This window comes from Streptomyces sp. NBC_00207 (assembly GCF_045160965.1).
GTDB lineage: Bacteria > Actinomycetota > Actinomycetes > Streptomycetales > Streptomycetaceae > Streptomyces.
In genome coordinates, this window is record NZ_CP130715.1 from 9,328,556 (window position 1) to 9,353,923 (window position 25,368).

The following is a 25,368-nucleotide window of genomic DNA, read 5'->3' on the forward strand; positions in this document are numbered from 1 at the left end:
TCCGCGGGCGCCGGACCACGCGCAGCGGCCGGGGCGCTCGGTGCGCCAGGAGGCGGACGGGGAGCGGTCGCGGCGCCTGCTGGAGGCGATCGACGCAGCAGCCGACGACGACCCGGCCGGTCTGTCAGCGGGGATGTGGGGCGAGTGCTGCCTCGGCCGGGAGTTGATTTCGGGGCCGGGTGGTGTACGCCACGTCGTCGGACGGCCAAGGCGGTGTGGTGAAGGCTGTCTGTGGGAGGGGGAGGGGGAGGGGGAGGGGGAGGGGGCCCTGGGAGACCCAGGTTGATCTGGGCCTGGTTGGCCTGGAGGCCGGTGGCGAGGCTGTGGTCATGACCGACAACAACAGTGATGTGACCGGCTTCCGCAACCGCGTCGTCCTGATCACCGGCGGAACCAGCGGGATGGGCCTGGCCACCGCGCGTCTGCTCCTGGAAGCCGGCGCCGATATCGTCATCACCGGCCGCGACGATGCCCGCCTCGACCGCGCGGCCGAACAACTGGCCAAGGTCTCCGACCAGGGTGCCCGGCTGTTCACGGTCCGGGCCGACTCCGCCAGCCTTGCCGATCTCGACCGCTTGGCCGCCCTGATCCGTGAACGCCACGGACGTCTGGACGGGGTGTTCGCCAATGCCGGGGTCGGAGTGTTCCAGCGCAGTGGCGAGGTCACGGAGCAGGACTTCGATCTCAGCGTCGACGTCAACTTCAAGGGCGTGTTCTTCACGGTCCAGAAGGTTCTGCCGCTGCTGGACGCGGCGGGTGGCGGTTCCATCGTGATCAACGCCTCGTGGACACTGCACCGGGGCCTGGCCGTCGCACCCGTGTACGCGGCCACCAAGGCCGCCGTCCACAATCTGGCCCGCACGCTGGGCAGTGATCTCGCCGAGCGCGGCATCCGGGTCAACTCGGTCAGCCCGGGCTACATCGTCACCGAGATGTTCGATGCCGCCAACCCGGACCCCGCCTCGCACGATGCCATCCGCTCCCAGGTGCCGCTGCGGCGGCTCGGCCAGGCCCAGGACATCGCCGAGACCGTCGCCTTCCTCCTCTCCCCGCGGTCCTCGTACATCACCGCCCAGGACATCACCGTCGACGGGGGCCTGGTCAACGCGCTCCCCGCCTCCTGACGGCAGGCGTGGCTGCCTGGCCCCGACAGGGCCAGGCAGCCACCCGTCACGACCGGCCACAATCGTCGTATGAGCACAGCGATCAACATGGGCGAATTCCTCCGAACCCGCCGCGCCCTCCTGCACCCTGAAGACGTCGCCCTGCCGGACTTCGGAGGCCGGCGCCGGGTCGCGGGCCTGCGCCGCGAGGAGATCGCGCAGCTCGCCGGAGTGAGCGTCGACTACTACACACGGATGGAACAGGGCCGCGTGCCCAACCCCTCGGGCGCGGTACTCGACGCCCTCGCCCGCGCACTTCGGCTGGACGGGGATGCCACACGGCACCTGCACCGCCTCGCCCGACCGCAGCCCTCCGCCCGGAACGTTCCCCGGCGCCAGGACCGGCCGCAACGCGTGCGCCCCATGCTCCAGCGACTGCTGGACGATCTGGTGGACATGCCGGCGATGGTGATGGGCCGGCGCATGGACGTACTGGCCTGGAATGCGGCAGCGGCCGCCCTCTTCGGCGACTACGCGGCCCTGGACCGGGCCGAGCGCAACATCGCCCGGATCACCTTCCTCGACGAGACGTCCCGGGAACTGTATGCCGACTGGACCTCCTGCGCCCGCGAGAACGTGGCCTACCTCCACCTGGACGCCGGACGGCACCCCGAGGACTCCCGGTTGGCAAGCCTGATCGGCGAACTGTCGATGAAGAGCGAGGACTTCCGCCGCTGGTGGGCCGAACACCCGGTGCAGGACAAGACCTCGGGAACCAAGCGGTTCCACCATCCGGTGGTAGGCGATCTGGAACTGGCCTACGAGACCCTGCGCGCGACGGACGACCCCGATCAGGCCTTGATCACATATGCCGCCGAGCCGGGCAGCCCCTCGCACGACGCCCTGCGGATGCTGCTGGCCTGGGCCACCGAGGCCCCCTCCCCGATGCCGGCCGACGACCGCGCGCGCTGACCTTCCGGGCAGTCAGGGCTTCACCGCCGGCGCCCTGAAGCTACGTCAGTGCGTCTCCGCCGTGGCCGATCGCGGCCGCGACGGGCCGCCTCGGCGCCGCCGGGACTCAGAAGGAGGACGGCCCTCGGCGAGCCGAGCTGAGGCGCTCGTTCACGGCGTGGCGCCGGCGTCCGCTGCCAGCCAGGCACGCGGGGAGTGCCCTACGCGCTGGGAGAAGGCTCGGGAGAAGGCCGGCGGGTTCGCGTAGCCGAGCTCGGCTGCGGTGTGCGCCACCGAGGCGCCGGCGCGCAGCCGGCCCTGCGCGACGGTGACCCGCCATTGCGCGAGGTAGTCGGCCGGTGGCTGTCCGACCAGTTCTTTGAAGCGGGCGGCGAAGGAGCTGCGGGACATACGTGCTTCCCGCGCCATCGCGGCCAGAGTCCACGGCCCACCCGGTGTCTCGTGGATGGCCGTGAGCGCCCGGGCGAGACGCTCGTCCGAGAGGCCCGTGAGGAGGCCGCGGGGCAGCGCGACCTCGTCGGCGTGGCCGAGTATCCAGCGGTAGAGCTGGATCAGGACCACCTCGAACAGCCTGTCCGCCAATACCCGACTCCCACACCGAACGTTGTCGATCTCTGCGAACAGCAGATCGAGCGCGGGGCCGAGTGCATCGACGTCCTCGAGGGGCAGCACGACGACGGGAGGCAGAGTGCGCACCAGCGGATGGGCCGGGCCGCCGTCGAAATCGAGGGTGGCGCAAGCGAAGTCGGAGTCCTCGGTGGGGGCGTTGTGGAACGCGTGCTCCAGAGGACGCGGGTAGAACAGCAGGCTGGGTCGGTCGATCTGCAACCTCTCCAGGCGCCCGCCGACACCCTGGTGGGTGACCCCCATCTCGCCGTGCCTGAGGACATGAAGGAAACCGCGCCCGGGCTGCGCGGCGAAGGTCGTCACGCCGCACAGCGGGCCGGCGTGGAACAGCCGAGTGCGGACACGGAACTTCTCCAGCAGGGGCGAGATCCGGTCGAGGGGCACCATGGGCTCATCGTGGCAGACGAATTGGTAAGAAGTCGAGACGATATGAACCTCATCGTCCAGAACTCTTCAGCAGGATGATCTTACTTCGCCTCGACCGTCGCGAAGCAGTCATTCCTGAACCGAGGAGCAGTCATGTCCCACGTCCCCCTCGTCGAGCGCGAGTCCGCGACCGGAGCGGTCAAGGAGCAGTTCGACGAGATCCACGCCGCCTTCGGCGTGATACCGGCCATGTTCCGCGCCGTGGCCCATTCACCCGCGGCCCTGGCCAGCATGTGGGGATCGTTCGGTGCCTTCGCCGGCGGCACGCTCGGCCCGGCCCTCGGCGAGCAGATCGCCGTCGCGGTGGCCAACCGGAACGCCTGCGAATACTGCCTGTCGGCGCACACCGCGCTGGGCCGCAAGGCCGGGGTGTCCCGCGAGGCGCTGGAGGCCGCGCAGACCGGTTCATCCGACGACCCCCGCACCGCCGTGCTGCTCGGCTTCGCACTCAAGCTGGTCGAGGACCGCGGGCAGGTCACGGCACAGGACGTGCAGGCCGTCCGTGATCAGGGCTGGAGCGACGAGCACATCGTCGAGGTGATCGGACAGGTCGCACTCAACCTGTTCACCAACTACATCAACGTCGCCCTCCAGGTACCTGTCGACTTCCCGTCGGTGGCGCTGAGGCACGGCCGACACGAGGTGGTCTGACGCGAGGCGCGAACCCGCGAGGGGCCCTCACCAGGACGCGTATCTGTTTGTGATCAAAGGGCGGTTCGGGTGAGGTCACTCGCATCGCACGAGCCAGGACCCCGCCAGGGGTCCTGGCTCGCACGGCGTCCGCCGTCGGGTACTCAGAGGCTGTCCCGGCCGGGGACACCATGACGTTGCGCACGCCCAGCCGCGACCGCAACCGCAACCGCCCCGTCTGGTCGATGTCCGGGTGGCCGAAAGGCCGGCGCAGAGCGCCGCCGTAGGCGCCCTTGACCGGCCCGGCCCGGCATGGCCCGCACACTCCATACCCTGACGACGCCGCCGTCCGCACAGCCCGCGTCCGTGTCCGTGTCCCGGCTGCGGGTCTCCCCGTTGGCGGCCCGCTCCCGTTCCACCAACCGCCCCCACCACCCCGGCCCCGGGCGGGCCCCGGTCGAAGCGGCCGTCCCCGGCCACCGGCAACAGGCCGCCCCTGCCAGGACCGCAGGACGCGGTGGAGGCCGCCGCCTGGCACCGCGCGCAGGCGAAAGCCGCCGCCGACGCCTCGGCCGGCCGAGCGTCGGCAGGTGCGGCCTGACCGCGACATCCGGTGGCACCGCGGTGTGGGCGGACTCTCCCGCGATCACGGTGGCCGCCCTCTGGTCCCGGAGCCCGCCGAACGCTGGGGTGGTGCAGGGGCAGCTGGGCCCCTGCAGGCGAGCCGGATTCGCGAGAGCCCCGGCCAGTCGGTTCGAGGCCGTGACTTCAGCGGTACCAGTCGAGGGGTTCCGCCGCATACGTGCCTCGGAAAGGACCGCATCAGTCACCTCGAACCGCTGTCGGCGATCGCCAGCCGACTCCTGCCGGGTGATCACGGTTCCGGCAGGGCGGCTGCCGGCGATCCGCACCCGTGTGCCTGTCCGGGGCCCGCGTACCGATCAGGCTGTGCCTCGCGGGTTCCGGTGTTCCATGCGGCTCCATGGGCTGGGCGCCGGCGCGTACGAGGTTGTGCTCCAGGCGTTCCAGGGTGGCGAGGGCGTTGGCGCGCTCGTCGTCCGAGAGGCCCGTGGCCGAGAGGTCCTCGAGTCGGCTCCGGTCCCGCTCCACCTCCCGGCGCAGGGCGTGGCTGGCCGCTGTCGGTTCGATGAGCGAGGCGCGTCTGTCGGTGGGCGAGGGGCGGCGGCGGACGAAGCCGGCCTGTTCGAGGCGGCGGACCGTGCGGCGGGCGCGGGCGATCCGCAGGCCCTCCAGTTCCGCTTCGACGCGGCGCAGTGCCTGGAGCAGCTGGGCGAGGCGGCCGCGCTGACGGAGTACCGGGCGGTCCTGCCGTACTACGAGAACGGGCAGTCGGCGTTCGTCGCCGACCCGGCCCGCGCGTTCGACGTCCGCCGCCGGATCGGCCTGCTCCTCCTGACGACGGGCGACCACGCGGCGGGCCACCAGCAGCTCCACTCCCTCCACTACGACACCGAGCGCGCCTACGGCCCGTACCACGCCCTCGCGGTCGACCTCCGCCGCGCCCTGGACCGCCAGCAGATGGGCCGCCTCGCCTGACGGCGCGCCAGAATCACGAGTCCACAACTGATCGGGAAGTGGATCTTCAGGGTCCGTTTTGCCTGTTCCGGCGCATGTAGCGTTCGCGTCTGATCAGGTACACGTCCCCCAAGGAAGCCCAGATGACGACTCCTCCCGCCGCCCCCGACCAGCCGCTCGCGCCTGCCGAGCCGGCCGAGCCCGCGAAGAAGAAGGGCGGCTGGGGAAAGAAGATCCTCGGTGTCGTGGTGACCATCGTGGTCGCCCTCGCCGTGAAGTTCGGCATCGGGTACATCAGCGGTGACATCCCCGTGCACGCCGAGGCCGGCGACTGCGTCACCGTGACCGGGCCCGACAACGACCCCACGGTGGAGACCCAGGACTGCTCCGCCCAGAAGGCCGACCTCTACAAGGTCGTCAAGGTCGTCGACGGCACCTTCGACGTCGAGAAGTGCGGCGACTCGGGCGAGGTCTTCCTCGCGCAGCAGTGGGACCAGGAGAAGTTCGTGCTCTGCATGAACCCCGTCAAGAACTGACACCGCTCACACCGAAAGGACCCGGCTGGGACGCGGTTGGCTAAACCCGGGCCCTGATGCCTCGCCCCGTCGTCATGCGGCGGGGCGAAGTGCTGCCAGGGGCTGGCCCCGGTGCGGGCGCGGGGTCTGTCGGTGTTGAGACCTTGCCAGGGCCGTGGTGCTCGGGTGGCGGCCGGGCAGGCTACTTTGCTCGGATGAGTCTCCTTGATGATGTGGCCGAGCGCGACGGCTGGCAGTGCTGGGTGTGTGACGAACCGGTCGACCCCGACGAGTCGGTGAACGACCCGCGGGGGCCCAGTGTCGACAGCCGGACCGCCGACCGGAAGGCCAAGGTGGCCGAGCGGCTCGCGCACCGCGGGTGCAACACCCGCAAGGGTGCGGTCAAGGTGGTCATCGCCTGGCCGGAGCGCCTGTACGTAGTCGAACCCGCACCGTTGATCGCCGTCGCCGAGAGGCTGGAGCGCAAGGGGGGCCGCGAGATCGTGGGCCGCTGTCCGACCAGGAAGGACGCCCAAGAAGCGGCGGATTGGCTGGTGGACCGGTTCTCCCGACTGGTACCGGGAATGCCGGTGACCGCCGACATCCAGGCGGGCGGCGGTCAGTTCCTCGTCATCCTGGCCACCGGCCGCCGCTGATCGGGAATCACCCACACACACTCGCGTCGAGATGGTGGTCATCTGACCGCCGCCGTACCCCGCCACCCCCGCGCCCGCCGCGCCGCCCGGTACGGGGGGAAGCGGCCGAGCTATGGGCTGCGCCCGCGAGCCCGGACGTGAAGCATGCCTGGGGCCCGTTGACCGAGAGCCTGGACGTTCCCCGTGACCTCGACCTCGGCAACCGGGCCCGTGCCCTGAAACAGCTGAAGGTGCGGCTGGCCGCGCACTCGCAGATGGTGTCGATGATCAGGGAAGTCCTGCCGGAGCGGGAAGAGGGCCTCCTGACCGGCTCACGCCAGGGGCCGCTGCTCGCCGCCCGCAAGCAGCGGGTCGGCGAGAGCGGCGGCACCCACACCGTCACCTGAACCGCCTCACCACCGACACCTCCTGGCAGCAGGCCACGGGCACCGCACGCCCTGGTCAGCCGCCCTCGTGGACGTGACCCTCCACTGCCTGACCACGCCGCCGTCCGCGCCGCCCGCGTCCGCGCCCCGGCTGTGGGCCTCCCCGATGGCGGCCCGCTTCCGCCCTGCCCCGCCATATGACAGCCGTCAGCGCCCCCATGCGACCATGATCCAGCGCGCGCGCCCCGGGCCGCTCCAGGCACCCGAGAACATCATCGGCATCGGCATCAGCGTTGAGACGGTGTGACCTACAGGTCGAAGAGGAGGCTCCAGACCGGCGTGCTGGTGGCAGCGCGAATCACCACGTCCTTCAAGGCGATGTCATGGGGCGCCGACTCCGCAATCGTCACAGGCGGATCAACTCTGTCCATCCAGGTCAGCGAGCCCACGACGTCGGCGGGCCGTGCGACCCAGCCCCCGACGCGCAGGTCGCCGCAGAACCAGAGCAGGCCGCGTCCGTCCGTCATCGCGAGCCAGTCCGGCCGTGGCATCAAGCCCCGCAGGGCAGCGGCCACGGTCCGGTCGGGGGCCAGCAGTAGGACATCGGCAGTGACCATCGGCGAGGACGCGTCACTGCCCAGGGGCTCCAGCCGACACGGCCACACCTGCCACGGACGTCGGCGGACCATCTCCATCGCCTCTCGGCGGCGGGCCGGCAGTTCGGACGGCCAAGCCGCGACGCCGACGCAAAGGCCCACTGCCACGGCCGCGACGACGGCAACACCCAGCACCGAGCTGAAGAGCGCACCACACACCCCTGCGGCTAAGAGAGCGGCACACACGGCGTTGGAACGGCGGAGCTTGCGCCAATGCCTGTCTCCCTCAGCGATCTTCTCCCTCACACCGGGCACCCGGCCTGCCGGGCCTGGCGAAACCGCATATCCAAACTCCTCGGCCAACACCCCACGCGCCCCCATCAGCCGCCAGAAACCGGTCACCACCATCGTCCCGGCCGCCTTCGTACTCCGACAAGGCCGCGCCCCGGCCAGACCGCTCCTTGCGCCTTGGATCGCTCCGAGGACTCGGCCGACGGGATGGTCCAACACGGTGTGACGTACGCCGGCGCGAAGAGTGCATGTGCGGGCGGTACGACTGCGGTGGCGTCACCCCTGCCTTGTGATGCGGTGAGCACGGCAGTGCCGGGCCGGTGATGGAGCGGTATCCGGTGACGGGATCCGGTCGACGAAGCGGGCTGCGACGGGGACCGGCCTGCCAGGGGAGTGGTCGGAGTTCGAGCGGATCGTCTCCAAGGCGTTGCCGGACTCTCGGACGTACCGGGCCACGGCTACCGACACAAAGGCGAGAGATCTCAGTACCGGTGCCGGCCTCGACCGGCTGAAGGGCCGACAATGCCACCGGCGGCGACGACAGCGCGCAGCACGTGGCAGCGGCGAAGGACACGGCACTGCGGACCATGCGGGCTCACCTGCATCATGTCGTGGAAATGGACTGGTTCGGGCGCAGCCAGAACTGGCCGGGCTACCGCGAAATCCCGCGCCGGATCACCGCCGCCGGCGGACCGCACGCCCCGTAGCCGACCGATCCGGCCGACGCGCTGCGCGAGACGGCACGTCCGCCGCAACACCATGGGGCGAGCCTTTGCCGAGCGCGCAACCCGGGCACCGCCCCCCTGCTAGGCCCCGCGCGGGGAGAGGGTCGGCAAGGGTTCGCCGGGGTTGGCCGGACGGCCTTCGGACAGCCAGAAGAGGTAGTGGCGGAGGTCCTCCGCGAGGCCTCCGTCGATGTACGCGACGTACTCCCGGCTCCCGCCGGCCGCCTCGCGTTCCGCGGCCCGGTCTGAGACGGACCACGTACGATCCAGGGCCGCGGCCCACTCCCGCACCCGGCCCCGCTCCCTCCACCAGTCGCGGATGAGCTCCGGGGTCCAGTGGTCGTCACCGTCGCAGGCGTACCCGGCCATCGGGTCCTGCGCGACCGCGCCCAGCAGCGCCAGCGCCTGTGCCGTGTCACGGGGCTGCCGGTAGACGAACTCGGCGCCCCACTCGTCGTCGTAGAGCACGTGCGCGGGGGCGATCAGCCGGCCCATCCAGCAGTTGTCGGTCCCGGCCCCGTAGAACGGCCCCGGCACATTGCGCCAGTCGCGTTCTGCCCAGCGTTCGGGGCGGGCGTTCCACCAGTCGCCGCGGTACCCCGGGGCGGGCAGCCACGTGCCGCCGTCCGGCGCGGGCAGCAGCCCGGTCTCCGCAGCCCGGACGGCCGGCAGCGGGTCCCAGTAGCTCATGGTCCGCATCCTGTCAGACGGCGCGGGTGGAAAGGGATGCCGTGGCGTCGCCGGATTCCCGGGCCACGGCTACCCGCGCCCGTGCAGGCGGAGCGCCATGGGGGCGGGGGCGGGGGCCGGGAATGAGGACAGGGCCGGCCCGGCGGGTGCGGGTCGGCCCTGTCGTGTGCGGCACTCGCGCGCCAACGCGGTGCTGCGGTGTGACGTCAGCCCGGATACCGCGCCGTGGTGCTCGGGTACGTGCTCCGGAGCGGGTCGGGCAGGAGCGGACATGGGTGGACAGTGATCGTCTGCGTATGGCCTGGAAGGTGGACACCGTCCCGTCGGAATCTTGGATCACGCCGAAGAACGCACCGCGAGAGCGCGGCGAAGGGCCGGGCGAGCAGGCTCGCCATGGACCAAGAGGCGTCAATCCCCACCTTCAGATGACACAGGAGATTTCGATGAAGCCGCTGCTGTTCCCGAATAACGTCCAGTTCTGGTACGAGACCCTGCGGTCGATGAGTCACATTGCTTACGGCGGTGCGGACTTCGGCGAGGTGGTCTCCACCGGTGAGCGGATCACCGAAGGCGACTACGACAGCTGGTACGTCGAGTGGATGGCCACCGCGGACCGCGTGTCGGGCGAGGCGCAGAAGGCGCTGGCGGCCGGTCACCGCGTCAGTGCCCGGGACGGGTTCCTGCGTGCGTCGAACTACTACCGGTCGGCGGAGTTCTTCCTGCACGGTCACCCCTGCGACCCGCGTCACGATCACGCATACGACCGCTCCGTGGCCTGCTTCAAGGAGGCGGCGGCACTGTTCACCCCGGTCATCGAGCCGGTCGAGATCCCCTACGAGGACACCACGCTGCCCGGCTACTTCTACCGGGTCGACGACTCGGGGACACCGCGGCCGACACTGATCATGCACAACGGGTTCGACGGCACCGCGGAGGAACTGCACTTCTTCGGGGCGATGGCCGGTGTCGAACGCGGTTACAACGTGCTGGCCTTCGACGGCCCCGGCATGCCCGGACCGCGTCACCACCAGGGCCTGGTCTTCCGCCCGGACTGGGAGAACGTCATCACTCCCGTCGTGGACTTCGCCGAGACCCTCCCCGAGGCCGATGACAGCCGCATCGCGCTCCTCGGCGTCAGCATGGGAGGCATCCTCGCCCCCCGGGCCGCCGCGTTCGAGCACCGTCTGGCCGCGCTGATCGCCGTCGACGGCCTCTACGACCTCGGCCAGATCGCCGTCCGCAACATCCCCGGCCCCCGCGAGGAGGCCGAGCGCCTCCTGCGTGCCGCGTCCGCCCCGGAACTCGACGCCGCCTTCGAGCAGGCCATGACCAGCGACCCGATCGCACGCTGGGCGATCAACCACGGCATGTACGTCATGGGAGTGGACACCCCCCGCGCCTTCAACGCCTCCTACCTCGACCACACCCTCGCCGGGGGCATCGCCGAGCGGATCCAGTGCCCCACCCTCGTGTGCAACGCCGAAGAAGACATCTTCTTCAAGGGCCAGCCCGAGCAGCTCTACGACCACCTGACCTGCCCCAAGACCCTCATGGAGTTCACCACGGAGGAAGGCGCCGGCGCCCACTGCCACCCCGGCGCGATGCGCCTGTCCATCGCCCGCATCTACGACTGGCTCGACGACACCCTCGCCGCCGCAGCCTGACCGGACCGTGGACCCGCGCCGGGACGGAGTTGCGCCGCCGTTCGTGCCGTGGTTCACGCGACCGTCGGGACGCCCCTCGGCGCGGAGAAAACGCACCGGCCAGGCTCCGGCAAAGTCCCGGGGCCCGGCCTCGGGCCCATGTCCGAGCGGGCCAGGACACCAACGGGTGCGCGCTCGCGGCCGAGCACGCGGTGCCGGTGAAGACGACGGCGGCACTCGACGCGCTCGGCCGGCCCGGCACGGTCACGTGCACCGGATGCGACGCCGCCGAGACACTGCTGCCGATCCTCACCCACGGCCAGACCGACGGGGACGACACCCGGGAGAAAGCCGCCCTCTGAGCTACCTGTAGGCGAGTAGGTCCCGTCCGATATCCCCGGCAGGGGACCTCACCATGTCCATAGAATCCTGCCTCGATGAAGAGACGCGTGCAGTTCACCGAGCAGGTTGTGCGGTTCCGTGACTACATGCCGACCGCGGACCGGGAGAAGTTCCTGCGTCTCGTTGCCAGGATCGCAGCCGAGCCCGAAGGCGCCGACAGCCACCTTGCCTACACGAGCGACGCCGTGACGCGCGCGGCCTGGGAAGACCGCGTAATGGTCCACTACGTCGTGACGAGCTTCTGGGTGGTCGTCATCGAGGCTGACATCTACGACGCGTCGCGTGGCTTCAACGAGGTGTAGTCGGGCACGAGAGGGCCCTATCACTGATGGTCTGCGGGGGAGTGCCAGTGGAGATCCTCAGCTGGGTGTCAGCGGTGTGGCCCCAGCGAGCTGATAGTTCACACTGACAGGCCGTGACGCACCGGTGCCGACACGAGTGACGAATAGCCACGTCATTCTCACGCCGACCATCACCGCCAGCGAGTGCGGGGGCGACTGCCGAGGTGGGCTACCACCCCCACCTCGGCAGTCACATGCGTGGTCAACATCCTGCCCGGGCCGGGTGGACTTGCGGTGGGGCAGAAGGCGACGTGCGCCTGTCTCATCCCAGTCGGTTGGCCCTCGCGGGCATTCATGCTGCCCCCAGCGGTGGCGTTGTGCCTCTCCTGCGCCTATGGCCATCCCAGTAGCGTCCTTTAGGCAGACTGTCTACACGCGGGGAGTGTGCGCCGTGCCATTACGCAAGGACCGGGAAGAGGCCGAGGTCGCGACGAACGCGAACCGGCGCGCAGCGGATCCAGACAGGGGCCAGCGGGTCGCGCCGGAACTCCGACCGGTCAATCCGGCCATGGCCATGGCCATGCAGCGCTCGGTGGGCAATGCGACGCTCGGGCGGATGATCGCGCAGGGCCCGGCCGGGCCAAAGGTGCCGCACGCCGCTCCCGGTACGCGCGGCAAAAAGCGCACCCAGGACGAGGTCGTCGAGCGTGGCGAAAGCCCCCCGGCCAACCAGCAGAAGACCGAGGCAGGAGCGGCCACCCGGGCCACCCGCAGCGGCAAGGCCGGCGCGACGCCCTCGGTGAAGGGCAAGGAAAAGCAGGTCGAGGAAGAGATCGGCAACCCGACCCTTGTCTTCACCTCCCGCTACGACGGAGACGAGGAGCAGTCGCTGAACGGCGACAACAACATCGGCTTCGAACAGACGGCAACGCTGCGCCGCGCGGACGGGATGCAGACGCCCGCGGCAGACGCGTACGACTTCTGGCAGGAGGTCTCCGACGAAAGCCGCCAGATCATTCCGGCGTCGGTGAACTACCGGCCCAAGAAGTCCAGCCGCGCCTGGGTCGTGGACGGCCCCTTCCACCCCCCGTACAACGATGAGGACGGCAACATCATCAACGCCGCCGACCGGATCACCTTCGTCGACAACCCCGGCTTCTCCACCACCACACGCATGTCGGCCGGCTACTTCCTCGTCGACTACACAGTCCGGTTCCGCTGGAAGGTCCGCAAGAAGCAGGGCGGACGCTTCACCAAGGCCGAGCCGTTCTGGGCGAGCGACGAGATGGTGCACCGCGTCACGTCCGCCTTCGACGCGGAAAACCCGGAGGAGGCCGTGCAAGTCAACCACCACGCGGCCGGCAACCGCACCTGGAACGTACAGCTGCCCAACTGACCCCGCCGACGCGGCAGCGCGCTCACGCCCCCACATGATCTGAGCCCAGAGCAGGCCTTGAAGGGTGTTGCAGAAGGCCGGGGTCGGGCAGGTCTGAGTGGTGTCTGACCTGCTGTTTCACCGTGCCATGGCGAGGTTGTGCATGGTGGCGACGGCTGGAGGGCGTGGTGGAGGCCGTCTCCTGGAGGCAGTCGCGGAGGATCTTCCAGTTCTTGCAACCGGATACGTTGAAGCCAGAACGATGGGAAATGGCCAGGTCCAACGGGAACCTGCACACCCGCCACGCGCGGGTCGCGCCGCGGTATTCGGTGGCGGGCATGGCGGTGTCGAGGGGGACCACCACCTCGACGTTGCGGCCGGTGCGGGGTGCGTGGAGGACGCGGCCGTCACCGGCGTAGAAGCCGACGTGGCAGATGAACCCGTTGCGGCGGGCCCAGAAGAGCAGGTCGCCCGGGCGGAGCTCGCCGCGGGCGACGGGCCGGTGGGCGGTGGCCTCGTACTGCGCGGCGGCGGTGCGGGGGAGCTGGGTGCGGGGCCAGTAGGCGTACTGGACGAGGCTGCTGCAGTCGAACCCGACGGTGGAGGAGGAGCAGCGGCCGCGGAGGAAGCCGTTGCCGTCGTCGCAGAAGCCCCGGCCGGGGCCGCCGGGTCCGCCGCCCCCGTACGCGTACGGGGTGCCGATCCGGGCGGCCGCCCGGCGCAGAGCCAGTGCACCGGCTCCGCTGCCGCCGACGTTGAGCTGCAGGCCGGGAGGGGATGTCGCCCGCGTCGTGGGCGGGACGGCAGGTGATGGCGATCGCGCAGGAGGTCCTGGTACCGGTCTCCCATGACGCCGGGGACGTACTGTGCGAGCTGGTCGCGGCCCGGGCGCACCTACGCGAGACCGTCACCGCTCTGCGCGCCCTGACCCCCGCCGGTACTCCCGGTGCCGGCCTCCCGGACGCGGCCGTGCGGGTGTTGGAGGAGGCACTGGGGGCGGTGGCCCGGGTGGATACGGCCACGTGCGCGGTGATGCGGGAGAGGCACCCCCGCTCGTGATGCCGAAGAAGGCGCCGGGCGGGTCGACGACCGCCGAGCTCCTGGACTACCTCTTCGGTCCCGGCGAGCACGACGAGCACACCGCCCCCCACCTCGTCGCGGCCTGGAACCCGGACCCGCCGTGCCCGGCCCGCGCCCCGGACCGCATCACGCGCGCGGACCTGGCGCTGCTCTTGGACGCTCCCGTCGAAGCGCGGCGCGGCGTACGGCCGGCGGAGCACGTGTGGCACGTCTCGGTCCGCAACCACCCCGACAACCCGGTCCTCTTCGACGACCGGTGGGCGCAGGTCGCCGCCGCCATGGTGCACGCCGCGGGTATCGCCGAACACGCTGACGAACAGGCCTGCCGGTGGATCGCCGTACGGCACGCCACCGACCACATCCACATCCTCGCCACGTTGGCCCGGCAGGACGGCCGCCACCCCCGGCTGGTCGGCGGGCCAGTTGCGCGGCCATCTCGGCGACGACGTCCTGGCCGTGCTGATGCAGGGTGCGGACTTGCCGCTGATGGCCCCGGGTTGGGACGGGGCCGGCGCTGGCAAGCGTTCGCGTGGCCCTTTTTCCCCGGCCGCCGGTTAGGCCGTGGCCACCCCCGCGCAGACCGGGAGGTTAATGCCGTTGGGTTTCCCGTGCTGGAGGCTTCGCCACCGACCCCGTCGAAAGAGGACCCTAGCCGGGGCCACTGACACCCCGGCCGGCCCCGCCGGTCTATCGGCCTGCAGCAGGCGGGTGTCGACCTGGGGGTGTTCCTGCCGCAGGTGGGCCGGATGACTGCCGCCGCCCATCAGGCCGTCACTGCGAGCACGGCGCGTATCGAGGTGGAGCGCACTGACCGGTGCGCCGGCCTCCTGCGCACGACGATGCCGGAGGGCCCGGTGCGGGACACGATCCTGGCGTCTCCGGCGTGGCTGGAGATCGCGGCTGCGATGGGCCGCCTGGATGCTGCCGGGGTCGATGTCGCCCGGATCCTGGCCGATGCGCACCGGGCGGGGGTCGGTGTGGACCGGCCGCGCCCGCCCCGGCCGCGCGCCTCGTCCGCGCCTGCCCGGGTAGCGACTGCCTCGGCCGGCGCCGCTCCTGGACCCGCGGCCGGTGACCGGTGGGCCGCGCCCGCCCCGCCGCGCCCGCTACCCCCGCGCCCGCCCCGGCCGTGCCCGCCCGGGCGTCGACTGCCGCTCCCGTTCCGGCTCATGCACGCGCGGCCGGCGCCGCGGTACCGGCGGGGGACGTGCTGGCCGCGCGCATGGGCGCGGCCGGTGTCCCGTGGGCCCGCGCCCGCCCGCCGGTTTCCCGCGCCCGCTCCTGCGCCGCGCCCGCCGCCCGCCGCCCGCCGCCGCGCCGCCGGTACGGGGGACGGGGAGGCCGCCGGTCCGTGGGCTGCGCCCGCGATCCTGGACGTGAAGCGTGTCTGGGGTCCGTTGGCCGAGGGCGTGACGGTTCCCTGCGGTCTCGACCCCGGTAACCGGCCCCGTGGGTTGAAGCAGTTGAAGGTGCAGCCTGCCGCGCACTCCCGGAAGGTGGCGATATTGCGGGAGGTCCTGCCGGAGCGGGAAGCGGGCCTCCTGATCGGCTCATGGGGAGAGCGACGGCACCCGCACCGCCGCCGCCGTGACTGCGGTGCCGCCAACACCGCCGCGCCCGCCTCGTCGCAGGCTCTGCTCTGCTTCGCCAGACGGCGGGCCGATGTCCTCTTCGCGATGCTCCGTGAAGGCACCTTCTACGAGTCCCGGCCTGCGGCCGCGGTCACATGACCAGCGGCTCAGCCAGAAGGACGACCCGATCGGCCTCGACATCGAAGCCGAGCACCGGATGGCCGTAGTCGCCCTCCGGATCCATCAGAACCGGCTTGGCCAAGCGTCGCCCGATCTCCCGGAGGAAGCCGCAGAACACATCGAGTCGTTCCTGGCCCTGCAACTCCCGCAGGTCGACGTCGAAGTCGATGACCTCGTCGTCTTTGAAACGGAAGATCGCCAGCACGTCGGAAGTCGGCCAGACCCGCAGGTCCGGGCACTCAGCGTCCGCCGGGCGGGACAGCACGGTCTCCGCCCGGGGCACCGGCATCACCGTCTCGCCCTCGGAGTACTGGCAGTTCCAGCCCCTGGCCTCGACAAGATCGAGGACCGCCTGCCAATCCTCCACCGAGCAGCCCGGGACACGCACGTCCGGCAGCGACCCCATCAGGTCCGGATCGAAGAAACAGCTCACGTCATCCCACAGAAGATCAGCCACACCGCCATGCTGCCTGGCCGTTCGATCCAACGCAGTCTCGATTCCCTTGACCAAAGAGAGTAGGGGCCCCCGGCCGCGCCCCCCGGCGGGTCCCCGCCGCGGCCCCGGGTCCCGCTCCCGCCGCCGGCCCCGCACCGGCCGCCGCTCGCTCCCGCGGCTGCGGTCCCGGCGTGCCGGCTCCGGCCGGGGCTGCGGTCCCTGCCTGCCGGCAATGGACCGCGCCCGCCAGGGCTACGGGGCGCGGCCGGTGGGCGGCGGCTCCCGGTGCGGGCTGCGGGCTGGGCCTCGTGTCGTGCTCGGTGGACCGGGCCGTGATGTCCCGGCCTGCCGGGGGTTGGGTTGTGCCGCCCGCGCCCGCGGAGGATGGGAGGACCCCGTCTGGGTTCCGGTTGGTGGTTGGGGGAGGGGGGTGTGGGGTCGTGGTTGGCCGGGTGGTTGGTGGTGGGGGTCTGTGGTGTGCGGTGTCTGGTGTGCGGCACACCTCTGGCACTTTCGACACGCGGTCGCCGTTTGTCGGGGTTTTCCCGCCGGGCGGGACGCGGGGGACGGGCCGGTCTGAGGTCCTGGGAGTGCGGCCGTGTTGAGCGGATCGTCCTCTACGGCGTCGCCGGCCCCCCGGGCCGGGCGCCACCGGCCGCCTCCCGCCCCGTGTCTTCCCGGCCGCCGCCCGCTCCGGCTCCACCACACTCGCGGCCGCGGCCCCTGGCATGCCGGCTCCGGGTCGGGGCCGCGGTCCCCGCGCCCGCGGGGATGGTCCGCACGCCCACGACGGCGCGACGCCACAGCCCCAGTCGACCCTGCGCCCGCGGGGAGAACCCATGGGGGTCGGACACATCCCACCCGGAGAAGGTCGACATGCAGGGCCGGTGCCCCGCATCTACGGTGGGAAAGTGAGGGTGAGGCTGCGCACTACCCCACGTGTCGGGCAGTCCAAGACCGACTGCGCGGGCGCCGTCTACGGTTCCTTGCTTGCCGCGTCCGTACTGGCCACCGCCGGGGCCGTGGGGCACTATTCGCGATTCCAGCTCGTGATGCTGCTGGTCGTCACGGGCCTGGTGTTCTGGGCCGCGCACGTCTACGCGCACCTCGCGGGCGAACGGCTGGTCGGCCAGCCGTGGAGCGGACGCGAGATCCGTCTGGTCGCCGGGCACGAGTGGCCGATCGTCGAGGCCGCCGCCCTGCCTGCTGCGATCGTGGCGGTGAGCCCGCTCCTGGGGCTGGACTCGGGCGGCGGCGTATGGCTCGCTCTCGGCGTCGCCGTGGCGCAGCAGGTCACGTGGGCTTGCCTCAGCGCCGTCCGGGGCGGCGCGACCCGCCGCCAGTTGGTCGCCGAAGTGGCCGTCAACCTCGTGCTCGGGTTGATCATCGTGGCGGCCAAGGCGCTGCTGGGACACTGACGGCGAGTCGCGTGGCGAATCCTGTCGGAACGCAGCTGCCTTGGAGGTTGTTGTCTTTCCAGGCTTGAGGACTGCGTTCTCGCTGGTCAGGCATAGGGTCGGCGGTCTCGTGGCAGTGGTGACGTGTCGTGTCGTTGCTTTGCTGGAGGTCGAGGATGCCGTCGGTCGGGGGACTGCTGGAAGAGCGTGAGCTCACCGCTCGCCGTCGTGTCGACGATCTGCGGGAGGAGGCCGACCGCCTCCAGGCCGGGCCGGCCGTGGCTGAGCGGGAGTGGAACGAGTGGGTCATCGCCCGCTCACGCGTTGGCGAGGGACTGGCCCCGGGCAACGACGTCGTCGTCGGCCCCGCCGCCTCCGAGGGTCTGCCGGCTCCCGGTGTGCAGCCGGCGCGGCCCGAACCGGCGGAGGCGGCGAAGCCAAAACAGTGGTGCCGGTGTGGCGCGCGGGGCTGGCCTGGTCGGCGCTGTCGGTGGACTACCAGCGCATCCTGCAGGCCCTCAGCGACCGTAACCGACTCGGTCAAGGAGCTTTGACGTGGCAGGAGATGGCCGCCTGCTTCGGCCTGGACCCCGTACCGGGAAAGGTGGAGGCACTGCGATCGAAGGCCAAGCGGCTGACGGCGCGCGGCTGGCTGACCGAGCCGGCACCTGGCCGATTCACGCTCGCGAAGGACGTGGCCGGGCAACGCGGGGTCATGAGCATCGTCATCGACCAGTAGACCATCGCCTCCGCGCTGGCGATGGAACGCTCGAAGTCGCGCACGAGACGGCGACTTCGCATCAGGTGGGCGAAGAACCGCTCGACGATCCAACGCTTGGGCAGCACGACGAAGCCGCGCATGTCGTCGCTGCGTTTGACGATGGCGAGGACCAGGGCGAGGGCCGCGAGGCAGTACTCGACGAGGCTGCCGGTGTATCCGCCGTCGGCCCAGACCAGGGCCAGCAGGTGGTGCGCGGCAGTGACCTGGGTGAGCAGGACCTGGGCCGCGGCGCGGTCGCCCACATCCGCTGCGGTGACCATCACCGCGAGCAGCAGGCCAAGGGTGTCGACCACGACGTGCCGCTTGCGCCCGTTGATCAGCTTGCCGCCGTCGAAGCAGCGGCCGTCAGAGCCGACGACCGCGTCCGCTTTGACCGACTGCGAGTCGATCACGCCCGCGCCCGGCTCCGAGTCCCGCCCGGCCCGCTCGCGGACCAGGCGGCGGAGCCGGTCGTGGAACTCGCGGACCAGATCGTGATTGCGCCGGCGCCGGAAGAACGCGCAGACCCGGTCCCACGGTGGGAAGTCGGCAGGCATGGCCCGCCACTTCGTGCCGTTGTCGACCAGGTAGCGGATCGCGTCCAGCATCGCGCGGTGGCAATAAGCCTCCGGCTGCCCGCCCCGCCCCGCCCCGCCCCGGCCCCGCAGCCAGCCCGGCACCGGCAGCAGTGGCCGGACCACCGCCCACTCGGCGTCCGACATGTCGGTGGGATACCGACGCTCGCGCGCCCCGTGGTCTCTGGCGTTCCCGAACCTGCGAGCCAGACAGTCACACGCGAGAGTGGCTGAAGTGGACCCCACTCCCGCGTTGCCGTAGAAATGCGACAACAGGGCCCACTGGACCGCACGTTGGATTCGACACCCTTCGAGCCGAGCTACCAAGAGGCCCTGCTCTCATGCACAGCCGCCGCCGCAGTCACCCGATCGACTGACATCTCGACGAGATCGGGACGACGGCAGTCGCGTCGCTTCTCGTGATCGCTGGGACGGACAAATTCGCACCGCCATCCAGGTAGACGGTCGGCTTGGTGACGCCCCGAGGCCGCCTCGCGGGTTTGAGCCCGGTGCCGCGACTGACGAACCTGGCGAAGAGTCGTGTCCTACCGGCTCGAGGCGCGGCCAACCGTCCCCGCTACGTCCTACTTCTCCTCCGGCTCCCAGGCGCGGAGCAGGTCGAGCAGCCCTGCATCTCCGTCAACGTGCAAGGAGTCGGCCTGGATCCGGTCGTACAGGTAGAGGACCAGCTCACTGGCCGTGCCGTGGACGGAGGCGCCGGCTGCGTCCGAGTCTTCGCCGGTCGCGGCGGTGGGCGCGGGGATGCGGGTGATGCGTGCGCCGTCGCCGTCGACGGTGAGGCGCCAGGAGCGGCCCTCGGCGGCGTGGAAGTCGAAGGCCGTGGGCTTGTGCGGCCAGGCACTCGGCGTTGCGCAGACGGTGAACAGGAACTCCTCCACACCGTCGAGTGCCAGCTCGACCGGCAGCGGCTGCGGGGAGCCCCCGGCGAGCTGGGCGTCGTAAGTGTGCACCGCGGTCTCCTGGACCCGGTGCCGGGCGGTGCCGCCGGCGGTCTGCGGTGACTGCGACGCGGGCCACCACGTCCAGCAACCGCTCTCCGGTCCCGCCGCGCGCAGGGCGCCCAGCAGAAGCTGCGTCGACGCGTCCAGCCAGGCCAGCAGGGCCTCACGCTCCTGCGGCACTTCCAGCGCGGCGCGCGCGGCGACGGCCTCGGCCGGGGGAGCGTCGGCAGACCCCGCGCCGACGATGGCGGCCCAGAAACGGTCCCCCCCACCCAGGTGCTTCACCAGATCGAACAGCGTCCACCCGGGGCAGGACGGCACCTGCGCGTCGAGACCGGGCGCGGCGGCGACCACGGCGCGGAAGGCGGTCGACCGTTCATCGATCAGTCGCAACAGGTCAGGGAACTCAAGATTCTTTTCCACGCCGGATGTCTATCACCGTGCTCCGGTGATCGGACAGCGATTTTCACAGTCGCCGCCGGTTGGCCATTGCGGACGTCCTCGCCTCCCACCGCTCGGGTGACAAGCTGCGCACTGCCGCGAGGACACTGGTCGTGGCGGTACGCCAGGCGTCGTGCCTGTGGGTGCTCTGGCCTCGCCGTGCGGCCGGGCACCTCGGCGACGTGACGTCCACCCGGTGCGCGCGGTCATGCTGCCGCTCGATGTGATGGACGCGGAGGTCACGATGGCGGGGGGAGGACCGGTCGGGTCTGGAGTTCAGGTGACTCCCGTTCGACCAGCACTCCTCAAGTGCAGGCACTGTGTACCTGATCCGATCCTGCCGTCGGCATCGCGCCACCAGGTCTGGTCGTCCGATCCGTCGCAGGCTGCCAGTCCAAACCTTGGAGCGGTAGTCAGGCAGGCAGTGGTTCCGGCGGTCCTGATGGTGCCGCGGTCAAAGGTTCAGCGTTGGTCGCGGCTGCCAGCGCAGTCTTGCGTCTTCACGGTGTCGTCAGTGGCCTGCCCTACGCTGCGCGTGAGGCAGTGCTCGACGGCTGTCCGCGCAGGAGTACGACCGATGACCGACAAGGTCTCCCCGGGACGGGGCTGCCGGTGCAGCCTGCGGTGCTCCCTCTCCATCCACAGACGAAAGCTCCGGCTCAGGGTGAACCGGGAGGAGCAGGGCAGTGTGATACACCCTGCGTATGCGGCATAGGCGTAATAGGCAGCCTTCTTGTCGCGTTGCTGGCGCGCTGTAAGGTTTGGCGGCAGGAGCGGCAGACCATAGCCGATGTACGGTGTCACGGTAGGTCGGGCGGGGGAGCCGAATGCCGCCCGCCTGAATATCCGCCCGGCCATCTCGTGATCGCTGTGATCGGCCGGATGAGGCGGGCCGACCCCGAACGTGGCGCTGTCGTAGTCCAGTGTCAGAACGCGTTCCGCGTTGCGTAGCGTGAGCACCTCGGACAGCACCGAGGTCAGGTTCGCCGCCGTGAAGGATCTTGTGCCGTCCACCGGCCTCATCGAGGCGATCTGCCCGCGGAACAGCTTCAGCAGGCTCTGCTGAGAGTACTGCGGACTGCCGACACCCCTCGAGAATCCGTCGGGCAACCGGAGAAAGACGAGCCGTACGCCGGGGCGGCCGTTCAGGACGAAGGACACGAGGCTGCGGCCCCGCACCGTAAGATCGGCCCGGCGCCAGTGGCTCGGGACTCCCGCCATCAGCGCGTAGGCCGAACGCAGACCCTGTTCTCGCCGGAGTATGTAGGAGTCGTCGCCGGTGAACGGGCGCCCGGCGTCACCGGCCGTCAGGTAGACGGTGCCGGCAAAGCACCGGGCGCGTATCAGTCTCTGGACCTCAGCACCGACGAAGAGCAGGTCATCGTCCTGGTGTGCCACGCCAACCATCGTGGGCCGGCACTGCGTGTCCGGCTCCACGCCCCGGCGGGCCCCCACGTCGTGCGCATGTGCGGTCCCGGTCGGCAGGAAGGAAGCGATCGAGCCAAGCAGCAGGCCCAGAGCCACCGGAAGAACCGGCGATTGGCGCCATCGGACTCCACGTGGCGCGGGGTTGGTGCCCCCTGGACCCGCATACGCGCTTTCGTTCAGCGGTTCGGACCTCACCTCGGACCCCTTCGGCGGACTCACTCGTCGCCAAATTGCCACGAGCGGCGCCATGCGCATCCCGCACGTTGTGCACGATGCTACGAGTGAGCCCGCCAGACTCGCGACATGGGCGGGCCGATCGGTGGACGAAGGCGAGCACGGATCGTCCCGCAGTACCGGAGCGGCGAGTGGGCAACGGGCACCCTGCTGGGCGCGCAGCGCCATGAACCGGCCGCAAGCGCTGGACCAGCCCGTGGTACCGCCGCCCATGACGCTGCGCAGAGGGGGTGCTTCTGACGCGCAAAGCACCAGGTAGGCACGGGCAGGGCTGGGGTGCCCGGTGCTGCTCCCCGGGGGCCAGGAAGCCGGCACGGCGGGCTGCCGGGGGGCCGGGTCCTTTCCCGGGTGCGGAGCGTTGTCAGCACGGGTACGACCCGGTGGAACGCGACCCCCGGGTGGAAGGGAGAATCCGCGGTGGACCCGCGGCATTTCTACAGCGGTACCGCGCTCGGCCCCGCGCTGAGCGCCGCGGGCTGGGCCGTCCACCACTACGCCGGCCCCTGGGCCGGGCTGCGCGGCCCGGCCTCCTGGACACTGCTCCTCGCCGCCGTGGTGGTCCTCGCGGTCACCTGCGTCCGCATGGCCCTCGGCCCCGGCCGGCCGCCACGCCCTCCGGGTACGTTTCCCGGGCCGCGGGTGCCGGAGCCGGACGAGATCCGCTCGTACGCTGCGAGGATCTCCGACGGCCCTGGGCCCCAGGACTGATCCGCCCCGGGCCGTGAGCGCGTGCTTCCAATCTGCTCAGACTGCGGCACCACAGCACATGCCCAGGAAGTCGCAGGCGCCACTGCCCACGCGTCTCATACCATCGGCTCGCACCGACCGCCGAGTATCACCAAGGACTTTGTGAATCACTCCGATCTCCGCGCCAAGGCCCCGTCGCTCGCAGCCGGCATGGCCGCCGCCGATCACAGCCCGGACATCCAGCTGTCCCAGACTCGCCACCGCGCCGCGCTCGTGGCGAGCTGGCACATCGCACCAGGCTCCACTGTTCTCGAACTGGGCTGCGGCCAGGGCGACATGACCGCCGTCCTTGCAGAGGCGGTTGGCCCCCATGGGCGCGTGGTGGCCATTGACGTGGCCGACCCCTCCTATGGGACGCCGGTCACGCTCGGGGAATCGGCAGCCCGGCTCGCGGCGGGCCCTCTCGGGCCGCGCATCGACTTCCGCTTCGGCACCGACGTCCTCGACCGATCAGTCGACTTCCCCGAAAGCACCTTTGACCACGTGGTGCTCGCACATTGCTCCTGGTACTTCGCATCGCTCGGACAACTGCGCGACACACTGGCCCGGGTACGGCCGTGGGCGCGGCGGCTGTGGTTCACCGAGTGGGACCTGACGCCTGCATCTGGCGACCAGCTGGCGCACCTGCTCGCCGTGCTGATCCAGGGGCAGGCCGAGGCCGCAGGATCGCATGGCCAGGGCAACGTCCGCACGGCTTTCTCCCGCGAGGGGCTGCTGCGGCTCCTGCCTGAGGCCGGCTGGACAGCTGACGGCGGCAGGTCGGTCGATACCGAAGACCTTCAGGACGGTGACTGGGAAATCGCTGCTTGCCTCGACCTGGTCGGAACGGAGGAGCGTCTGGCCGCGCTGCCCGAGCCGGTGAGACAGCTCGTCCTGAGCCAGGCCGACGTTCTCCGGGCCATCGCCAAGCCGCGCGGCAACCGTGCGCTCGCCGCGTATTCGGTCACCGCGCGCTGACATATGGCCCCAGCGGCTGGCCGGTCAAGGTTCAGTGACATCGGCCAGCCTTCACCCGCCTCCGCTTCCAGACCGGGGATGTGGAGGTGTCCGGCGAGCCCTCGGCCGGGCCTGGAGATCGACCACATGATCCCGCTCGCCGAGGCCTGGGATTCAGGGGCGGCGGATGGCCCCCGGCCCGGCGGGAGGCGTACGCGAACGACCAGGGCCAGCCGGCCTCCCTGGTCGCGGTGACAGCCCGCTCGAACAAGAGCAAGGCCGACCAGGACCCGGCGGAGTGGCTGCCGCCGTCCGCGGACGCGCTGTGCCGGTACGGCGCCGAGTGGACCGCGACCAAGCTCCGCTGGGGGCTCGCGGTCGACGAGGCGGAGCAGGACCGGCTGCTGGACATCGCGGCCGGCTGCGGCGGCACCGACGTGGAGTTCACCCCCGCCCCATAGGACAGCCCGAAGGTGAGGGCCGCCGCCTCGACAAGTGGCGGCTCTTCGCCGTGCTCCTCGGCTGCTCGTGACCGCGGCATGCCCGGGCGGGTCCAACGACGTGCGCTGTGGGGCCGGCGGGGGTGATCAGTTTGGTGTGCAGTCCGGGGCGGAGGAGGGGTGGTATGCGCCGACGGCCGCCTTTGCCGTCGCTGTTGCGGTGTGACCTGCGGGTGTGCCGGACGCCGGGCACGCTGATCAGCCGTGGTCAGTCTCTGAGCGCCGACCGTCTTCGCTGACCCGTGGGGATGTAGAGCCGGTCCCTGGCTGTGTGCTCAGGCGCCGGAGTGTGCCCCGTCGCCGGCGCCGAGGAGGGGGACAGCGAGCCGGCGTTCGACGGCGTTCGGCAGCGACCACAGTTCGCTGCGCCGCCTCCGGTCCAGCACGCCTTGGCGGTCGGCGCGGCGGATCCCGGGCACGGCGAGGATCAGGACGGTCAGGGAAGCGGCCAGCCCGGCGCCGAGCAGTGCACCGGCGAGTACGGCCTCGTCTGCCAGGGCGAACGGGACGAAGCGCCCGGCCGGCCGGTCAACCAGGGCGGAGCGGGTGGATCGGCGCCGACCGGGGCATCCCGGTCGCCACCGCACGGAAAGGGACCGGTTCAGCACCGGGAGTGACACGGAAGGTGGTTCCAGCGCTGAACGGCATGGGGCGCCCTCTCGAGCGCGCCCCCGGCATCAGTCCGCTCCGCTTCCCGATCCAGAGGCCACCACGCATGCACCCACCCCTCGGCATCCCGGATCAGGACACGATGGAGCTCTTCCCCGGTGATATCGATGCGTACGGCACGGCACAGGTGCAGCCGGTCCCGGCCGCCGCCGAGCCCCCCGTCTTCGTCGACACGTCGGGGCGCAGACAGCGCCGGGTGCGTCGCTGGGGCTACCTGCTGGTGGTACCAGCCGTCGCCTATGTCGTGCTGCTCATGAGCACCCTGCTGGGCGGCCCCACCTTCCAGTCGCCTTTCCTGCCCTCCGCCCAGGCTCCCCACACCCCCCTGCCCGGGGGCACGGCAGGGGCCGGCACCGCAGGCCCCTCCACCCGCGGTCCGGCGAGCAGCACACGCCCCGCCCCGGCAGCCTCGCACAGCCGCGCCGCACCCTCCCCGGCCGCCACGACCGTGACCGACAAGGGGACGCCCAGCACCGGCCAGGGCCCGACGAAGGCCGCGACCGGACCGGCAGACCCCGCTCCGTCGCCTCGCGGTCGCGGCCGCGCCACCGCTCCCCCCGGACAGGGGGGCGGCAAGTCCACCGGCCGTCCCTGAGCCGGCCACGTCCGCCACGTCCGT

26 protein-coding genes and 4 pseudogenes are annotated in these 25,368 nt (G+C 71.1%); 20 read left to right on the plus strand and 10 right to left on the minus strand.

Features of this window, described 5'->3' with window-relative positions; all coding sequences use genetic code 11:
* The first annotated feature begins 329 nt into the window (after window positions 1–329).
* Complete coding sequence (locus OG472_RS43155; protein ID WP_405827000.1) at window positions 330–1,124, plus strand: SDR family NAD(P)-dependent oxidoreductase; 795 nt, start codon at window positions 330–332, stop codon at window positions 1,122–1,124.
* A gap of 69 nt (window positions 1,125–1,193) precedes the next feature.
* Complete coding sequence (locus tag OG472_RS43160) at window positions 1,194–2,075, plus strand: helix-turn-helix transcriptional regulator (protein ID WP_405940624.1); 882 nt, start codon at window positions 1,194–1,196, stop codon at window positions 2,073–2,075.
* 150 nt (window positions 2,076–2,225) lie between these two features.
* Here OG472_RS43160 and OG472_RS43165 read toward each other — a convergent pair whose 3' ends face one another.
* Window positions 2,226–3,089, minus strand: a complete 864-nt coding sequence (locus OG472_RS43165) for an AraC family transcriptional regulator (protein WP_405826998.1) — start codon at window positions 3,087–3,089, stop codon at window positions 2,226–2,228.
* Between the two features lie 132 nt (window positions 3,090–3,221).
* Between OG472_RS43165 and OG472_RS43170 the strand changes: the two genes are divergently transcribed.
* Window positions 3,222–3,779 (plus strand): carboxymuconolactone decarboxylase family protein, encoded by a 558-nt coding sequence (locus tag OG472_RS43170; RefSeq protein ID WP_401614772.1) that lies wholly within the window; start codon window positions 3,222–3,224, stop codon window positions 3,777–3,779.
* Between the two features lie 801 nt (window positions 3,780–4,580).
* Here the strand turns inward: OG472_RS43170 and OG472_RS43175 are convergent.
* The gene (locus tag OG472_RS43175; RefSeq protein WP_405835035.1) at window positions 4,581–5,045 is read right to left on the minus strand and encodes a MarR family winged helix-turn-helix transcriptional regulator; all 465 of its coding nucleotides are present in this window, start codon (window positions 5,043–5,045) and stop codon (window positions 4,581–4,583) included.
* Here OG472_RS43175 and OG472_RS43180 point away from each other — a divergent pair.
* The 4 genes and pseudogenes from OG472_RS43180 to OG472_RS43195 form a co-directional block, all read left to right on the plus strand.
* Window positions 4,968–5,315 (plus strand): annotated as a pseudogene (locus OG472_RS43180) (serine/threonine protein kinase); the annotation flags it as partial. The gene OG472_RS43175 and the pseudogene OG472_RS43180 overlap by 78 nt on opposite strands.
* A gap of 122 nt (window positions 5,316–5,437) precedes the next feature.
* Window positions 5,438–5,830 carry a hypothetical protein gene (locus tag OG472_RS43185; RefSeq protein ID WP_405826996.1) on the plus strand — a complete coding sequence of 131 codons (393 nt, stop codon included), beginning with the start codon at window positions 5,438–5,440 and terminating at the stop codon, window positions 5,828–5,830.
* Between the two features lie 194 nt (window positions 5,831–6,024).
* Window positions 6,025–6,465 (plus strand): hypothetical protein, encoded by a 441-nt coding sequence (locus OG472_RS43190; RefSeq protein WP_401614768.1) that lies wholly within the window; start codon window positions 6,025–6,027, stop codon window positions 6,463–6,465.
* A 158-nt stretch (window positions 6,466–6,623) separates the two neighbouring features.
* Entirely contained in the window at window positions 6,624–6,851 is a 228-nt protein-coding gene (locus OG472_RS43195; RefSeq protein ID WP_405940623.1) for a hypothetical protein, read from the plus strand.
* Window positions 6,852–7,138: 287 nt separating this feature from the next.
* On the opposite strand, the gene OG472_RS43200 is transcribed toward OG472_RS43195, so the two are convergent.
* Window positions 7,139–7,834 (minus strand): hypothetical protein, encoded by a 696-nt coding sequence (locus tag OG472_RS43200; RefSeq protein WP_405940622.1) that lies wholly within the window; start codon window positions 7,832–7,834, stop codon window positions 7,139–7,141.
* A gap of 689 nt (window positions 7,835–8,523) precedes the next feature.
* A complete protein-coding gene (locus OG472_RS43205) occupies window positions 8,524–9,132 on the minus strand; it encodes a ferredoxin (protein ID WP_405940621.1) in 609 nt (202 codons plus the stop codon).
* A 443-nt stretch (window positions 9,133–9,575) separates the two neighbouring features.
* On the opposite strand from OG472_RS43205, the gene OG472_RS43210 reads away from it, so the two are divergent.
* From OG472_RS43210 to OG472_RS43225, 4 genes are all read left to right on the plus strand, one after another.
* The gene (locus OG472_RS43210) at window positions 9,576–10,796 is read left to right on the plus strand and encodes an alpha/beta hydrolase family protein (RefSeq protein ID WP_405940620.1); all 1,221 of its coding nucleotides are present in this window, start codon (window positions 9,576–9,578) and stop codon (window positions 10,794–10,796) included.
* A gap of 197 nt (window positions 10,797–10,993) precedes the next feature.
* On the plus strand, window positions 10,994–11,137 hold the full coding sequence (locus OG472_RS43215; protein ID WP_405940619.1) for a hypothetical protein: 144 nt from the start codon (window positions 10,994–10,996) through the stop codon (window positions 11,135–11,137).
* Window positions 11,138–11,224: 87 nt separating this feature from the next.
* A complete protein-coding gene (locus OG472_RS43220; protein ID WP_405826992.1) occupies window positions 11,225–11,479 on the plus strand; it encodes a hypothetical protein in 255 nt (84 codons plus the stop codon).
* 547 nt (window positions 11,480–12,026) lie between these two features.
* Window positions 12,027–12,854, plus strand: a complete 828-nt coding sequence (locus OG472_RS43225) for a hypothetical protein (protein ID WP_405826991.1) — start codon at window positions 12,027–12,029, stop codon at window positions 12,852–12,854.
* 22 nt (window positions 12,855–12,876) lie between these two features.
* Here the strand turns inward: OG472_RS43225 and OG472_RS43230 are convergent, their stop codons facing one another.
* Window positions 12,877–13,599, minus strand: coding sequence for a C40 family peptidase (locus OG472_RS43230; RefSeq protein ID WP_405943258.1), 723 nt, complete (start codon window positions 13,597–13,599; stop codon window positions 12,877–12,879).
* A gap of 44 nt (window positions 13,600–13,643) precedes the next feature.
* Between OG472_RS43230 and OG472_RS43235 the strand changes: the two genes are divergently transcribed.
* The 3 genes from OG472_RS43235 to OG472_RS43245 all read left to right on the plus strand — a co-directional run bounded on the left by OG472_RS43235 (window position 13,644) and on the right by OG472_RS43245 (window position 15,643).
* Window positions 13,644–13,892, plus strand: a complete 249-nt coding sequence (locus OG472_RS43235) for a hypothetical protein (RefSeq protein WP_405940618.1) — start codon at window positions 13,644–13,646, stop codon at window positions 13,890–13,892.
* Window positions 13,889–14,578, plus strand: coding sequence for a hypothetical protein (locus OG472_RS43240; protein ID WP_405940617.1), 690 nt, complete (start codon window positions 13,889–13,891; stop codon window positions 14,576–14,578). The genes OG472_RS43235 and OG472_RS43240 overlap by 4 nt, the downstream gene beginning before the upstream one ends.
* An 831-nt stretch (window positions 14,579–15,409) precedes the next feature.
* Window positions 15,410–15,643, plus strand: coding sequence for a hypothetical protein (locus OG472_RS43245; RefSeq protein ID WP_405943259.1), 234 nt, complete (start codon window positions 15,410–15,412; stop codon window positions 15,641–15,643).
* Here OG472_RS43245 and OG472_RS43250 read toward each other — a convergent pair.
* Window positions 15,636–16,121, minus strand: coding sequence for a hypothetical protein (locus tag OG472_RS43250; protein WP_401614744.1), 486 nt, complete (start codon window positions 16,119–16,121; stop codon window positions 15,636–15,638). The genes OG472_RS43245 and OG472_RS43250 overlap by 8 nt on opposite strands.
* An 896-nt stretch (window positions 16,122–17,017) precedes the next feature.
* On the opposite strand from OG472_RS43250, the gene OG472_RS43255 reads away from it, so the two are divergent.
* The gene (locus OG472_RS43255; RefSeq protein WP_362241918.1) at window positions 17,018–17,518 is read left to right on the plus strand and encodes a hypothetical protein; all 501 of its coding nucleotides are present in this window, start codon (window positions 17,018–17,020) and stop codon (window positions 17,516–17,518) included.
* Between the two features lie 155 nt (window positions 17,519–17,673).
* A pseudogene (locus OG472_RS43260) lies at window positions 17,674–18,236 on the plus strand (hypothetical protein).
* Window positions 18,237–18,271: 35 nt separating this feature from the next.
* On the opposite strand, the pseudogene OG472_RS43265 reads toward OG472_RS43260, so the two are convergent.
* The 3 genes and pseudogenes from OG472_RS43265 to OG472_RS43275 form a co-directional block, all read right to left on the minus strand.
* Window positions 18,272–18,979: pseudogene (locus OG472_RS43265) on the minus strand (IS5 family transposase); the annotation flags it as partial.
* Between the two features lie 437 nt (window positions 18,980–19,416).
* Window positions 19,417–20,217 (minus strand): maleylpyruvate isomerase family mycothiol-dependent enzyme, encoded by an 801-nt coding sequence (locus OG472_RS43270; protein WP_405940616.1) that lies wholly within the window; start codon window positions 20,215–20,217, stop codon window positions 19,417–19,419.
* Between the two features lie 480 nt (window positions 20,218–20,697).
* Window positions 20,698–21,633, minus strand: a complete 936-nt coding sequence (locus OG472_RS43275) for a PIG-L family deacetylase (RefSeq protein WP_405940615.1) — start codon at window positions 21,631–21,633, stop codon at window positions 20,698–20,700.
* Between the two features lie 681 nt (window positions 21,634–22,314).
* Between OG472_RS43275 and OG472_RS43280 the strand changes: the two genes are divergently transcribed.
* The 3 genes and pseudogenes from OG472_RS43280 to OG472_RS43290 all read left to right on the plus strand — a co-directional run.
* Window positions 22,315–22,605, plus strand: a complete 291-nt coding sequence (locus OG472_RS43280; RefSeq protein WP_405940614.1) for a hypothetical protein — start codon at window positions 22,315–22,317, stop codon at window positions 22,603–22,605.
* A 141-nt stretch (window positions 22,606–22,746) separates the two neighbouring features.
* Window positions 22,747–23,601 (plus strand): class I SAM-dependent methyltransferase, encoded by an 855-nt coding sequence (locus tag OG472_RS43285; protein WP_405940613.1) that lies wholly within the window; start codon window positions 22,747–22,749, stop codon window positions 23,599–23,601.
* Between the two features lie 108 nt (window positions 23,602–23,709).
* Window positions 23,710–24,041, plus strand: a pseudogene (locus tag OG472_RS43290) (HNH endonuclease family protein); the annotation flags it as partial.
* Window positions 24,042–24,355: 314 nt separating this feature from the next.
* Here OG472_RS43290 and OG472_RS43295 read toward each other — a convergent pair.
* Window positions 24,356–24,700, minus strand: coding sequence for a hypothetical protein (locus OG472_RS43295; protein ID WP_405940612.1), 345 nt, complete (start codon window positions 24,698–24,700; stop codon window positions 24,356–24,358).
* Between the two features lie 95 nt (window positions 24,701–24,795).
* Between OG472_RS43295 and OG472_RS43300 the strand changes: the two genes are divergently transcribed.
* The gene (locus tag OG472_RS43300; protein ID WP_405940611.1) at window positions 24,796–25,344 is read left to right on the plus strand and encodes a hypothetical protein; all 549 of its coding nucleotides are present in this window, start codon (window positions 24,796–24,798) and stop codon (window positions 25,342–25,344) included.
* Window positions 25,345–25,368 lie beyond the last annotated feature (24 nt).

What these genes read in the sequence shown, in the direction of transcription:
- OG472_RS43155 (WP_405827000.1), top strand. Translation starts at nt 330, where the DNA reads ATGACCGACAACAACAGTGATGTGACCGGCTTCCGCAACCGCGTCGTC.
- OG472_RS43160 (WP_405940624.1), top strand. Translation starts at nt 1,194, where the DNA reads ATGAGCACAGCGATCAACATGGGCGAATTCCTCCGAACCCGCCGCGCC.
- OG472_RS43165 (WP_405826998.1), bottom strand. Translation starts at nt 3,089, where the DNA reads ATGGTGCCCCTCGACCGGATCTCGCCCCTGCTGGAGAAGTTCCGTGTC.
- OG472_RS43170 (WP_401614772.1), top strand. Translation starts at nt 3,222, where the DNA reads ATGTCCCACGTCCCCCTCGTCGAGCGCGAGTCCGCGACCGGAGCGGTC.
- OG472_RS43185 (WP_405826996.1), top strand. Translation starts at nt 5,438, where the DNA reads ATGACGACTCCTCCCGCCGCCCCCGACCAGCCGCTCGCGCCTGCCGAG.
- OG472_RS43190 (WP_401614768.1), top strand. Translation starts at nt 6,025, where the DNA reads ATGAGTCTCCTTGATGATGTGGCCGAGCGCGACGGCTGGCAGTGCTGG.
- OG472_RS43200 (WP_405940622.1), bottom strand. Translation starts at nt 7,834, where the DNA reads ATGGTGGTGACCGGTTTCTGGCGGCTGATGGGGGCGCGTGGGGTGTTG.
- OG472_RS43205 (WP_405940621.1), bottom strand. Translation starts at nt 9,132, where the DNA reads ATGAGCTACTGGGACCCGCTGCCGGCCGTCCGGGCTGCGGAGACCGGG.
- OG472_RS43210 (WP_405940620.1), top strand. Translation starts at nt 9,576, where the DNA reads ATGAAGCCGCTGCTGTTCCCGAATAACGTCCAGTTCTGGTACGAGACC.
- OG472_RS43225 (WP_405826991.1), top strand. Translation starts at nt 12,027, where the DNA reads ATGGCCATGGCCATGCAGCGCTCGGTGGGCAATGCGACGCTCGGGCGG.
- OG472_RS43235 (WP_405940618.1), top strand. Translation starts at nt 13,644, where the DNA reads ATGGCGATCGCGCAGGAGGTCCTGGTACCGGTCTCCCATGACGCCGGG.
- OG472_RS43300 (WP_405940611.1), top strand. Translation starts at nt 24,796, where the DNA reads ATGCACCCACCCCTCGGCATCCCGGATCAGGACACGATGGAGCTCTTC.